The 12,943-nt window shown below is 42.8% G+C and carries 13 protein-coding genes, 1 other RNA gene and 1 other annotated feature (1 of these 15 cut by a window edge); of the genes, 2 read left to right on the forward strand and 12 right to left on the reverse strand.

Annotated features, from left to right (window positions below; all coding sequences use genetic code 11):
* Nucleotides 1-47: 47 nt before the first annotated feature.
* Complete coding sequence (locus Q1B03_RS04525; protein WP_299738641.1) at nt 48-1,190, reverse strand: cysteine desulfurase family protein; 1,143 nt, start codon at nt 1,188-1,190, stop codon at nt 48-50.
* A gap of 12 nt (nt 1,191-1,202) precedes the next feature.
* On the reverse strand, nt 1,203-1,622 hold the full coding sequence (locus Q1B03_RS04530; RefSeq protein ID WP_044339554.1) for a cysteine metabolism transcriptional regulator CymR: 420 nt from the start codon (nt 1,620-1,622) through the stop codon (nt 1,203-1,205).
* Nucleotides 1,623-1,838: 216 nt separating this feature from the next.
* Between Q1B03_RS04530 and Q1B03_RS04535 the strand changes: the two genes are divergently transcribed.
* Nucleotides 1,839-3,113, forward strand: coding sequence for a replication-associated recombination protein A (locus Q1B03_RS04535; protein WP_299738645.1), 1,275 nt, complete (start codon nt 1,839-1,841; stop codon nt 3,111-3,113).
* A gap of 113 nt (nt 3,114-3,226) precedes the next feature.
* Here Q1B03_RS04535 and Q1B03_RS04540 read toward each other — a convergent pair whose 3' ends face one another.
* Nucleotides 3,227-3,361: a hypothetical protein gene (locus Q1B03_RS04540; RefSeq protein ID WP_299738648.1), complete on the reverse strand. Its 135-nt coding sequence runs from the start codon at nt 3,359-3,361 to the stop codon at nt 3,227-3,229.
* A 151-nt stretch (nt 3,362-3,512) separates the two neighbouring features.
* Here Q1B03_RS04540 and Q1B03_RS04545 point away from each other — a divergent pair, with 151 nt between their 5' ends.
* Nucleotides 3,513-4,232, forward strand: coding sequence for a protein-glutamine gamma-glutamyltransferase (locus tag Q1B03_RS04545; RefSeq protein ID WP_299738651.1), 720 nt, complete (start codon nt 3,513-3,515; stop codon nt 4,230-4,232).
* A gap of 167 nt (nt 4,233-4,399) precedes the next feature.
* Here the strand turns inward: Q1B03_RS04545 and Q1B03_RS04550 are convergent, their stop codons facing one another.
* From Q1B03_RS04550 to hisS, 9 genes are all read right to left on the reverse strand, one after another.
* Nucleotides 4,400-5,350 carry an ABC transporter permease gene (locus Q1B03_RS04550; protein ID WP_299738654.1) on the reverse strand — a complete coding sequence of 317 codons (951 nt, stop codon included), beginning with the start codon at nt 5,348-5,350 and terminating at the stop codon, nt 4,400-4,402.
* Nucleotides 5,343-6,269 (reverse strand): ABC transporter ATP-binding protein, encoded by a 927-nt coding sequence (locus Q1B03_RS04555; RefSeq protein WP_299739644.1) that lies wholly within the window; start codon nt 6,267-6,269, stop codon nt 5,343-5,345. Before Q1B03_RS04555 ends, Q1B03_RS04550 begins: the two co-directional genes overlap by 8 nt.
* The gene (locus Q1B03_RS04560; protein WP_299738656.1) at nt 6,269-6,979 is read right to left on the reverse strand and encodes an ABC transporter ATP-binding protein; all 711 of its coding nucleotides are present in this window, start codon (nt 6,977-6,979) and stop codon (nt 6,269-6,271) included. Before Q1B03_RS04560 ends, Q1B03_RS04555 begins: the two co-directional genes overlap by 1 nt.
* Nucleotides 6,980-6,981: 2 nt before the next feature.
* Nucleotides 6,982-7,356 (reverse strand): GntR family transcriptional regulator, encoded by a 375-nt coding sequence (locus Q1B03_RS04565; protein WP_299738659.1) that lies wholly within the window; start codon nt 7,354-7,356, stop codon nt 6,982-6,984.
* 3 nt (nt 7,357-7,359) lie between these two features.
* Entirely contained in the window at nt 7,360-8,139 is a 780-nt protein-coding gene (locus tag Q1B03_RS04570) for a hypothetical protein (RefSeq protein ID WP_299738661.1), read from the reverse strand.
* A gap of 219 nt (nt 8,140-8,358) precedes the next feature.
* Nucleotides 8,359-9,123, reverse strand: a complete 765-nt coding sequence (locus tag Q1B03_RS04575; protein ID WP_299738663.1) for a tRNA threonylcarbamoyladenosine dehydratase — start codon at nt 9,121-9,123, stop codon at nt 8,359-8,361.
* A gap of 202 nt (nt 9,124-9,325) precedes the next feature.
* Nucleotides 9,326-9,515, reverse strand: a non-coding RNA gene (gene ssrS / locus Q1B03_RS04580) — 6S RNA.
* 70 nt (nt 9,516-9,585) lie between these two features.
* Complete coding sequence (gene aspS / locus Q1B03_RS04585) at nt 9,586-11,352, reverse strand: aspartate--tRNA ligase (RefSeq protein WP_299739646.1); 1,767 nt, start codon at nt 11,350-11,352, stop codon at nt 9,586-9,588.
* Nucleotides 11,353-11,382: 30 nt separating this feature from the next.
* On the reverse strand, nt 11,383-12,657 hold the full coding sequence (gene hisS / locus Q1B03_RS04590; protein WP_299738665.1) for a histidine--tRNA ligase: 1,275 nt from the start codon (nt 12,655-12,657) through the stop codon (nt 11,383-11,385).
* 73 nt (nt 12,658-12,730) lie between these two features.
* Nucleotides 12,731-12,943 (reverse strand) — a binding site (T-box leader) (it continues 17 nt past the right edge of the window).

The raw sequence follows: 12,943 nt of genomic DNA on the forward strand, positions 1-12,943 counted from the left end.
TAACGCCACCTCCTTATTCCTTCATTCGTCCAATTGAGACGAACATATTAAGATGTTAGACGTTTTACAATTTTTGCGACTTCATGGGCAGTCCAGACAATTTGTTCCTTCGTATTGCCCTGACCAAAGCTGAAACGAATGGAGTTCCTTGTATTCTCAGACTGACTTCCAAACATCGCGACTAGTACATGCGAAGGCTCTATAGATCCAGCTGTGCAAGCAGAACCGCTTGATACAGCAATACCTGACATATCTAAATTCACCAGCATAGACTCAACATCCGTGCCAGGAAAGCTTAAGTTTAGCACATGGGGTAATCCATACTCAAGAGATCCGTTCTCCTCAAAGGCAATGTCTGCGCCGGCTAAGGTTTCTTTCAGTAAGACCTTGAAACCAGAGTACTTGGAAATTTTCTCTTCTATCGCATTTTGAGCAATTTCTACTGCCTTTCCCAGTCCAACAATGGCTGGGACGTTTTCTGTACCGGCACGGCGTTTTCTTTCCTGCTCTCCGCCGTATAATCCAGGCTGCAGATCCATGTTTTTGTGTAAATAAAGGAATCCGATCCCTTTCGGACCATTGATCTTATGGCCTGAAACTGAAAGCAAATCAACCCCGAGCTCTTTCACATCGATTTCTGTTAATCCGAAAGCTTGTACAGCATCAGTATGAAAATAAGCTTGATGATCCTGCAGAAGTTTTCCAATCTCTTTAATCGGCTGGATCGTCCCCACCTCATTATTCCCAAACATGATCGTAACGAGGATCGTATCGTCGCGAAGTTCCTTTTGCAGTTCCTCCACCGATATCCTGCCTTTACGATCTACTGGCAGGTACGTCACCTCAAACCCTTTGGACTCTAAGAATTTACATGCATGTAAAACAGCATGATGCTCTGTTTGTGTGGTTATGATGTGATTCCCTTTACCTTTATTCGCTTCGGCTGAACCGATAATGGCTAAATTATCCGCTTCCGTTCCACCGCTTGTAAAAATGATTTCATTGTAATCTGCATGGATACTTTGAGCAATGATGGTTCGTGCATGATCGACAAGATGACGTGATGCACGGCCAAACGAATGAATGCTCGATGGATTACCAAAGGTCTCCCTCATCACTGAAGTCATTTCTTCAATCACTTCAGGATGCATGGGGGACGTTGCAGCATGATCCAAATACACTCTTTCCATTATAGTAACCTCCTAGATATAGAACATGTATGCATCTGATTCACCATCATCAGAATGACTGGCTAAATCTTCTATCGTTGTATTGTCGAGCACTTCTTTCACGGCATCACGAATGCGGATCCAAAGCTCACGTTTTGCCGGTTCTTCATCTTCAATCCCTTCGACGGGACTGATAGGCCCTTCAAGGATCCGGATAATATCCCCAGCTGTAATTTCAGATGGCTCATGTCCTAAGACATACCCGCCGTATGCTCCCCGGATGCTTCTTACAAGTCCTCCGTTACGCAGGGGAGCCACCAGCTGCTCAAGATAATGTTCCGAGAGCTCATGCTGCTGCGCGATCGTTTTAAGTGAAGTCGGACCTTCACCATGGCGTTTTGCTAATTCAATCATAATCGTTAAACCGTATCGGCCTTTAGTAGATATCTTCATGTCCAGCACCTCTAATATATTTAATAACGTTACAATCATAAATGAGTCGTATCTTTCTTCTATATTGACTTTTGTTATTATAGCATATCCTTCCTCTCACTGTGAAAAGGGCGTCTTCATTCACTTCCCTCCTTTTTCCCAGCCACAATATTTCCTTATGAGAACCTCCTATGATAAAGTGAATCTAACTAGAACGTCAGTTTGGAGAGATGTTTCATGTCGATTAAACCACTTGCCTTTAAGATGAGACCCAGAACCATTGATGAGATCATCGGACAGCAGCATTTAGTTGGAGAAGGAAAGATCATAGACAGGATGGTAAAAGCAAAACAGCTTTCTTCCATGATCTTATATGGTCCACCCGGGATTGGAAAAACGTCCATCGCGAGCGCCATTGCCGGAAGTACGAAATACCGGTTTAAGACCCTGAATGCCGTAACCAATAATAAAAAAGATATTCAAATCGTAGCGGAAGAAGCCAAAATGTCGGGAAAAGTAATTCTTCTATTAGATGAGGTTCATCGCTTGGATAAAGGAAAGCAGGATTTTCTCCTTCCTTATTTAGAGAACGGGATGATCACCCTAATTGGGGCAACAACAAGCAATCCCTATCATGCGATCAATCCAGCCATACGAAGCAGATGCCAAATTTTTGAACTAAAGCCCCTTTCCATTGATGAAATGAAAGTCGCCTTGAATCGAGCCATTGAAGATAGAGAACGTGGATTAGGGGAGTATTCACTTGATGTGACCGACGAAGCGATTGAACATTTTGCGAGCAGCAGCTTCGGGGATGTCAGAAGTTCCTTGAATGCTTTGGAATTGGCGGTTCTGTCCACTTCACCGGATGAGGACGGGGTCATTCGCATCGATGTAAGCATTGCGGAAGAATGCCTTCAAAAGAAAAGCTTTTCTCACGATAAAGATGGAGATGCCCATTATGATGTCGTAAGTGCCTTTCAGAAGTCGATTCGTGGAAGTGACGTGAATGCCGCTCTTCACTATTTAGGCAGACTCGTTGAAGCCGGGGATCTTCCAAGCATCGCCCGCAGACTATTGGTGATTGCCTATGAAGATATCGGCCTTGCCAATCCTCAAGCAGGACCAAGAACATTGGCGGCAGTCGAAACTGCTGAGAAAATCGGATTTCCAGAAGCGAGAATCCCGTTAGCCAACGCAATCATCGAACTTTGTCTCTCACCTAAATCGAACTCGGCGATCACGGCCATCGACCTGGCACTCGGTGATATCCGTAAAGGAAAAAGCGGCGAGGTTCCGGATCACTTAAAAGATGCTCACTATCAAGGCGCCAAAGAACTTGGAAGAGGAATCGAATACAAGTATCCACACAGCTATGAATCAGGATGGGTACCGCAAACCTATTTACCTGACAAATTAAAAAATGCTAACTACTATACTCCAAAATCGACTGGGAAATTTGAACAGGCGATTGCCCAGGTGTATGAAAAGATTAATAAGCAGATGAAATAACAAAGCCGGAGGCGGCTCGTTGTGGCCCAAAACTGGCATTTCTCTATCAAAACCTGCTGAAAGGACGATCCTTTTTGGCAGGTTTTTGTTTTTTGGACTGCTTTCCCATCCATTTATAGGGATTGACGGGTGGTATTAAGGGGTAATTCCGGTTGTTGTGCCACTTTCACCAAAACTTGTGCCAGATTTGTAGTTTGTTGTGCCACTTTCACCAGAACTTGTGCCAGATTCACGTTTTGTTGTTCCAAATTGTGAACAACCTCCTAAGATAGACTTTTGACTTATCCAATCATGTAAAAAACAGCCATCCTAGTTTACCTTTTCAAAAAATTTCTACTGTTGATACCCATATCTCCTCACCCCATCATACATTAGTAAAAAAGCCTGGAGGTGTATGGATTGATTATCATTGAAAATGGATTGTCAAGTAATGGGTTGCAGAATCTATCACCTGTAGAAAAAAGCATCGTTAAAGCGCTGGAAAGCAGTCCTACGGAGTATCGTTACCGTAATTTAGGCGAGCTCATATTTGAGTTGAAGATGCGGGAACGATTCATTGCCAATGCAAGGAGCATGGATGAGGGTGACGCCAAATTCGCTGCTTTTGAACATTCCTATTTCAACTCTGCCTTTTGGATCAAGACTCCATATGGATATAGGCTTCGCGACTCGAAGCTTCCATCAGAGGCCATTGAAGATATATTCACAAATAGCTCTGCCTATAGCTTCGAATGTGTCACCAGCATTGTCCTCATTTACTATAAATCAATCCTTGATACGATCAGGACTTCTTATTTCAATCAGCTGTTCTCCCCCCTTTTAGTGTGGGGTCACAATTATGACGATGATATGAGCATGGTCACCTATGAAGGCGTGGACTATATTCCAGGGGATGTTTATTATTTCTCTAACCCTGATTATGACGATCCGATATGGATGGGGGAAAATTCTGTGTTTTTAGAAGAGGATCAGTATTTTGGTCACGGAGTGGGAATCATGACTCATGATGAAATGATAGAAGCTTTAAATACTCTTCGAAAAAAAGATGCAACCGAATCAGCCTTTCTCCTTCAACAAGTCACCCGTTTGAAGTTCTCAGATTTATACCGGTATGCATAAAAGTGACGAACTGTGATGAGTCCGTCACTTTTTGTTGCTTTTTAGTTGTCCAGCTACGGCGGCTAGACCCTCGAGGGCATAAGTCAAACTTCCCAAAAAGGCAAAGGACGCCTTTCCGGGATGTTCGCCTTATGCTTGTCGGGTCTGACCAAGCCGCCTCCGCTTTTCTATGCCGCTACATCCCTCTTATTAAAGACGATGAAGGCCAGCAGCTGGAAGATGATGAAGTAGATGATGAGCATGGTGATCGAGAAGCCCATGGTCATGCCGTCCACTAGCGGTGGTGTGAAACCTGTATATTGAGTCAGATCTGTGTTCGCGAACAGACTGAATTTTGCCCAGTCGAATCGAAGAGCGAGCAGGCTCGTTGCATTGGCTCCCACAAATAATAGAAACAGGGAAATCCCGATAGCCAGTGAGCTGCTTCTGAATACGGTCGAAATCATGAATGCCATCGTAGCCATCATCACGACATCGATGGTTTTCAATAAATATGTTTTAATCAGGTACCCGACAATATTTTGTTCGACTACCTTTCCATCCACATACGCCAAATGAGTTGATTGATCTGTTCCGCCAAATAATAGAAGGCCGATCAGGAATGATACAACGAATAATACAAGTAGCATACTCATTCCGAATAAAATGACGGTGAAATATTTAGATAACAGGATTTTAGTCCTGGAAATAGGGCGGATGAGCAAAAGCTTGATAGTGCCCCAGCTGAACTCACTTGCCACAATTCCCGCTGCCACGATGATGGCAAACAGACCTACAACAAGAACGGAGAATGCATTCGTTTCTACAAACGTCCAAACGGTTTCTTTCACTTTAGGCTGAATGTCGTTTTCAATTCGATATTCATTAATAGCAATCCTTCTTTCGGTGTCTTTCACGATAAACTTATTCATACTTGGATTTTCAGATAACATTTGCTTATCTGCTTCCACTTGTCCTGTCAGTTCCTGCTTCCAGTTTTCCGATTCCTTTGCTTTTCCGTCATCATACTTGGTGAAAGCAGCCGTAACACCAATAATAAGAATAAGTAATCCGAGCATTACATACGTTCCGACCCGCTTGAATATTTTTGTCCATTCATTTCTGATAAGACTAAGCATGCACGACCTCTCCTTTATCATTCGTAATTTCTAAGAATCTGTCTTCTAATGTTTTGGCAATTGGCATAACGCTATAAATTTGAACATCTGCTTCCACTAGAGCGCGAATGACATTCGGGACTTGCTCTTTTGTTAGAGCTACCTGAACTTCCGAACCCTTGGCTTCATATTTAATTGCTGGATCAAATAATTTCAGTACAGCTTGGATTTTTTCAGCATCATTTACCTCAAAATGATAAACCTGCTCTGACCCCTCTACAAAATCACGCACCTGCTGCACATCCACAAGCTTTCCGGATTGGATGATCCCGATACGATCACACATCATTTCCATTTCAGATAATAAGTGACTCGATACGATAACCGCCATACCCTCTTCCTGGGCAAGCTTTCTGATATACGCACGAATTTCGCGGATACCGGCAGGATCCAGTCCATTTGTAGGCTCATCGAGTATGAGGAGCTTTGGTTTATGGAGCAGGCATTGCGCCAGACCCAAGCGCTGTCTCATTCCAAGTGAATAAGTTTTCACTTTATCATTGATGCGGTCTGTTAAACCGACAAGTTCGATGACTTCCTTCATTCTTTCTTCGGTGATTCCATTTTGCATGCGGGCAAAATGTTTTAAGTTTTGATATCCCGACATGAACTTATAGAGCTCCGGGTTTTCAACGATGGCACCAACATCCTTAATGGCACCTTCGAAATCTTTTTTGATGCTCTTCCCAGAAATCAGGACGTCTCCTTTTGAAATATTCATTAGTCCTACTATCATTCGGATCGTCGTCGTTTTTCCTGCTCCATTAGGTCCCAGAAAACCGAATACTTCCCCTTCATACACATCAAAGGATAAATTATCGATAATGGTCTTGCCTTTAATGACTTTTGAGACACCCTGTAATTGCACAACCGTCTTCATCACTTCATCTTCCCTTCTTTTTTCGTTGTTTGTTTCAACCACTGCAGGACTGACAATCCTTCTATTTCTCTAAGCTCTTCTACCTGACAGTGCCCTTTAATTTCTCCATCATTGATAATGAACGCTTCATCAAGTATCCCTTCAATTTCATCGATTTCATGGGTTGCTATGATCACTGTCTGATTCCCGAAATCGATATAGGATAAGAGACCTTTCACGATGGAGTCCCTTACCATGGGATCCAAACCTGAAAATGGTTCATCCAGGAGCAGGACCTCCGTATTTCGGGACAGGGCAAGAACAAGCTTCAGTCTGCCGCGATTTCCTTTCGATAAATGCTTGATCTTCTTCTTGCTATCCAGCTCCATAAATCCCACTAACTCATGAGCACGGGTCAAGTCAAAGTCTGAGAATTGAGAGGCGTAAAACCGGATCATCCCATCAACGGTAAATGCTTCGTAAAACATATCCAATTCAGTAAGATACGCCACTTCACTTGCTTGTTTCCGGGTAACAGGCTTGCCGTTCATGGTCACAGTACCTGCACTCGGAAGAACTAAACCTGCGATCATCTTCAAAGTGGTCGATTTTCCGCTGCCGTTCGGACCTAAAAGACCATAAATCTTACCCTTTTCAAATTGAAACGACGTATTCTTTAAGGCCATTTCATTTCCATATTTTTTGGTTACACCTTCAAATTTCACAACCATCTCTATTCCTCCCCTCTTTGGGCAAGGTATCTCTCGACGCCATTTATCATTTGTTCTTTTGTTAATCCCAGTTCTTTCATATTCTTAATGAACGATTCAATCACTTCCTGTTGGACCTTTTCATTCAAAACTGAAAGAACCTCTTCCTTTTCCGTTACAAATGTTCCCTGCCCTCTCCTCGTCTCCACAATTTCCATCCTTTCTAATTCGCTGTACGTACGTTGAATGGTATTTGGATTCACCCCGGATTGAACGGCCATTTCCCGGACAGAGGGCAGTTTGTCACCCGGAGTTAATTCTTTTCTTACAATCTCACGTATGATTCGATCAGCTATTTGAAGGTATATCGGCTTGGAAGCTGTATATTCCTCTGTCATGTATTACACCTCAACCTTACGATCTAATAACCAGCATGAAATGATAAATACGACTATCATGACTATTCCCTCGAATACAAACGGCAGCAAGGGCAGCGGGATCATTTCAGGATCAAAACCGGCCTTCGCCTGATTGGAACCAACCGAGAAAAAGACGCCCGAACTCACTTCAACAGTAAAAGTATCGAAGAGTAATCTTTCCACCCATTTAATGCTCATAAGAAATGCGACAATACTTTGATACACAATGATAAAACCAGCTACAAAAATCCATCGTATACTCTTGATGGATGGATACTTTGAAAGAGAGTGGTAGAAGGTCCATAAGAAAATCGTCCATCCGGATATATACAGGCCCACCACCGTTACGCCTAAATTAAAGAAGATGCCTTCTTTAATCGGCCAATAGGAGAAAAGAGAGGCTTCCGGATACATGAGCATGGAGATGATCCCCAGGCCATCCACTAACAGTAGTGACAAAGTGGAGTAAATAAATGCAATAATCAACTTGGGCAACAAGAGCATAAACCCGTTATAGGGACTGTGAAGCCAGAGCTGTGTTTTCCCTTCCAGACGAAGCATGGAGCATACGATGCCCGGAAGAAAGGCAAAATGAAATACACCGATCATGATGAGAAAGATTTGAACAATCGTTGGCTCTTTGACGAAATTCCCGATCACCAATCCAATAATGTAAATCAGAAAAATAATCGCTAACCAGCCAAAAAACCAAACCTTAGAGGTTTTAAAGTCTTTCCAAAGAAGACCTGTAAAAGCGTTCATACGTGCACTCCTTTTAACGTGTCATGGTGTTCTAGTTAGATAGTACACTATGACACATTAAACAGTCAATCCTTTTTTAACCCAATTAATGGAATTAGTTTTCAAGAATGTGTACAGCTGGCTAAGAGGAGGCTTGAAGTTGGATAGAAAATTCGCCGTACTGCTTAAAGTATAGAAAAAGGACTGAATCCATTTTAGATTCAGTCCTTTTTCTGGGCATTATTTGTCTTTTACTCTTTTAATTTCAATATGCTTTAACAGCTGGTTCATCACATGACTGGCTGCAATCAAACCTGCAACCGATGGAACAAACGCATTGGAAGACGGAGGAAGTTGCGCTTTACGAATCTTTGCATCATCTTTTCCTACTTCTTTTCGAATATCTTCACGGATGACAATCGGACTTTCATCAGAGAAGACAACGGTTACGCCTTTTTTAATTCCTTCTTTTTTCAGGCGGGTACGAATCACCTTGGCAATTGGATCCGTATGCGTTTTACTGATATCCGCAATTTTAAAGCGTGTGGGATCGGTTTTATTCGCCGCTCCCATGCTCGCGATTAGAGGAATATCTCGTTTTATGCACTCTTTCATTAAGTGAATTTTATAGGAAATCGTATCAGAAGCATCGATCACATAATCCAATCCCTGATTGAAAAATTCCTCGTATGTTTCCTCCGTGTAGAACATCTTTAAAGCAATGACTTCACAGTCTGGATTAATATCCTTAATGCGGTCCCTCATCAGATCGACCTTTGGCTGACCCACTGTAGAGAGCAATGCATGGACTTGACGATTGACGTTGGTGATATCCACATCATCTTTATCCACTAACACAAGACGGCCTACACCCGATCTGGCTAAAGCCTCAGCTGCAAAGGATCCCACTCCCCCGATTCCCAATACTGCCACCGTACTATTTTTAAGGGTTTGAAGTCCTTCTTTACCGATCGCTAGTTCATTTCGTGAAAACTGGTGTAGCAAAATAATCAACTCCATTATAAGTATTCAACTAGGTTTATACTGAATTAGAATAAAGGATATAGGACCGAAAATCAATATGAAATGTTGTCCCTCTCCCTTCGTTTACCCCATTAAGAGAAGATTTAGTCCCAACAAAAAAGCCAGGCCTCTATTCAGCCTGACTTTTCATTCTATAAGATCTTCGTTAAACTATCATGTTTGGATGAGTCCCAATCGTGCCGCCGCCATCATTTCCTTCGTTTTGAACCCGCTCTCGGCAGGTGGGTGCTTTATTCCACTATTTGTTAGTCCCCGGCACGGGGCATGAACGCCTAGCAGAAACGTCAAGCTCCCAAAGTTTGAAGTGTTCGGTCAAAACTGTTAGGTAAAAACGTCGCACACATCAGGACTCGTTTGTGATTGTTTAAATAATATCATATCACCATGATGTTTTCAATGAATGACCCCCGGAATTTAATTACATTATTCTACATCGAGCGACAAAGATAACTCTTTTAATTGAGCTTCACTTACTCCACCAGGAGCGTCCGTCAGTACACAGCTTGCACTTGCCGTTTTCGGGAAGGCAATCGTATCACGAAGATTCGTGCGACCTGCAAGTAGCATCACTAAACGGTCAAGCCCAAGGGCGATTCCGCCATGTGGAGGTGTTCCATATTCAAAGGCTTCCAAAAGGAAACCAAACTGTTTTTCCGCTTCTTCCTTGGAGAATCCAAGTACGCTGAACATTTTTTCTTGAATGTCACGCTCGTAAATACGAAGAGAACCTCCGCCCAGCTCATATCCATTTAATACAAGGTCATAAGCTTCTGCACGAACAGCACCGGGATCTGTTTCAAGCAGTTCCAGGTCTTCTCTCACTGGCATAGTGAACGGGTGATGAGCGGCATAATAGCGGTTCTCACCTTCATCAAACTCAAGTAATGGCCAGTCTGTCACCCATAGGAAATTGAATTTCGTTTCATCAATCAATCCCAATTCTTTTCCTAATTTCAGACGAAGGGCACCCAGGGCATCCGCTACTACTGTCTTTTTGTCAGCGACAAACAGTAACAAGTCTCCTGCTTCTGCATGGGCTGAAACAGAAATTTGTGCAGCATCTTCTTCTGTCACGAATTTGGAGATAGGTCCTTTTAAGCCTTCCTCTTCTACTTTTAACCAGGCGAGACCTTTTGCACCATAAACGGAAACAAATTCTGTCAACGCATCAATGTCTTTACGGGAATACCCGGAAGCTCCGCCTTTTACATTGATTAATTTCACTTGACCACCATTTGAGACCGCACCGGAGAATACTTTAAACCCTGAATCCTTCACGATTTCTGATACATCGACCAGTTCCATTCCAAAGCGTGTGTCCGGTTTGTCTGAACCATATCGGCTCATAGCATCATCATACGACATTCTAGGGAATGGAATTTGAACGTCTAAGCCTTTCACATCGTTCATCAGCTTGTTCATCATACTCTCTACCAGGGAGATGATTTGCTCTTTATCCATAAAGCTCATTTCCATGTCAATCTGAGTGAATTCAGGTTGACGGTCTGCACGAAGGTCCTCATCACGGAAACAACGGGCAATTTGATAATAACGGTCAAACCCGGATACCATCAACAATTGCTTGAAAATTTGCGGTGACTGAGGAAGCGCGTAAAATTCACCTTGATGTACACGGCTTGGTACCAAATAGTCACGGGCACCTTCTGGCGTACTCTTTGTTAAAATCGGCGTTTCCACATCCAGAAATCCGTTATCGTTTAAGAAACTACGGAATGAAGTAGTAACATTATGGCGCATCTTAAATGTTTCCATCATCGCTGGACGACGAAGATCTACATAACGGTATTTCAAGCGAACATCTTCAGACACTTCCATTTGATCATCAATCATGAATGGAGGGGTCTTGGCTTCATTTATGATTTGAACCTCTTCTGCGTGAATTTCCACTTTTCCTGTTTTCAGGTTGGGGTTCACCGTTCCTTCTCCTCTTGCTACGACAGTTCCCGTCACACTTAATACATACTCATTACGAATTTTTTCCGCAAGAGCCAGAGCGTCTTCTGATAAATCGGGATTAAACACGACTTGAACAATGCCCTCTCTATCACGAAGGTCGATAAAGATTAATCCACCTAAGTCCCTTCTCTTTTGAACCCAGCCTTTTAAGGTGATTTTTTCACCTGTGTATGATTCCGTTATCTCTCCGCAATACGCCGTTCTTTTTGTCATCATATTCTCCTCCTTGTCAAATCCAGGTGCTTATTTACCGAGTTTGTTCTTTACATTTTCTACGAAATGATCAAGACTTATTTCTTCCTGCTCACCAGTAGACATATCTTTAAGATTGATTTTATTTTCTAGTATTTCGTTATCGCCAATGACGGCTACATATTTCGCTTCATAACGGTCAGCTGCCTTAAATTGACCTTTCACCTTGCGATCCAGGTAATCCTTCTCTGAAGAAATTCCCACTTGTCTTAAGTTGTGAAGGAGTTTAACAGCATAATCTTTTGCTTCTTCTCCCAGTGAAACAATAAAGCAATCCACACCTTGCTCGATTGGAAGTTCAACGTTTTCAGCTTCCAGAGCGGAAAGAAGTCTTTCGATACTGAAGGCAAAACCGATTCCAGGGGTTTCAGGACCACCGATCATTTCCACCAGTCCATTGTAACGCCCTCCACCACAAAGGGTCGTGATGGCTCCAAAGCCTTCTGCGTCACTCATGATTTCAAAGGCAGTGTGATTATAATAATCAAGGCCGCGAACAAGCGTCGGATCGACTACGAATTCAACATCCATCCCGGTTAAGTGGGATTGGACCTTTTCGAAATAGGCTTTCGATTCATCATTTAAGTAATCGAGAATCGATGGTGCCGTAGCCATTAATTCATGATCGCGGTCTTTTTTACAATCCAGGATACGTAGTGGATTCTTCTCTAAACGATTTTGACAATCTCCACAGAATTCATCGATTCTTGGTTTAAAGTGATTGATCAGCGCTTCTCTGTGAGCGTTTCGGCTACCCGCATCTCCAAGACTATTAATGACTAACTTTAATTGAGTCAGTCCCAGTTTCTTGTAAATCCCCATCGCTAATGAAATCACTTCCGCATCAATCGCCGGGTCTTCACTTCCTAATGCCTCAACCCCGAACTGGACAAATTGACGGTACCGGCCGGCCTGTGGTCTTTCATACCTGAACATAGGTCCGGAGTAAAAGAGCTTTGTTGGTTGATTCGGATGACCGAACATCTTATTGCCTACGAAGGATCGAACAACAGAAGCGGTGCCTTCAGGTCGCAGTGCCAAGCTTCTGCCTCCACGGTCTTCAAACATATACATTTCTTTCTGTACGATATCCGTTGTATCTCCTACACCTCGGGTAAATAGTTCGCTCGCCTCGAAGATAGGGGTGCGGATTTCTTTATACTGATAGGCGTGACAAAGATTCTTTGCCACTTCCTCTACATACTGCCACTTCTCTACTTCACCTGGTAGAATGTCCTGTGTACCTCTTGGAATTTGAATGGACAAGATGATTTCCTCCTTCTCGAATACAGTTAAATTTATGTAAAATAAAAAAAGCCCTCAATCCCTTGTATATAATACAAGGGACGAGAGCTGTTATTCCCGTGGTGCCACCCTAATTGAAGTCTATCAAGACCTCCACTTAGCCAGTTAACGCCTGGTACGTTCATCTCCTACTAAAGAACCTTTTTCAGAGAGAAACCTCCTGAGTGTTCATTCACTAAGTCACATTGTAGAAATGCTCTCAGCCAAGGCATTTCCTCTCTTTACACGTGGGTGTCAGCTACTATGC

The sequence above is a fragment of the uncultured Rossellomorea sp. genome (genome assembly GCF_947488365.1).
In the GTDB taxonomy this organism is placed as follows: domain Bacteria; phylum Bacillota; class Bacilli; order Bacillales; family Bacillaceae_B; genus Rossellomorea.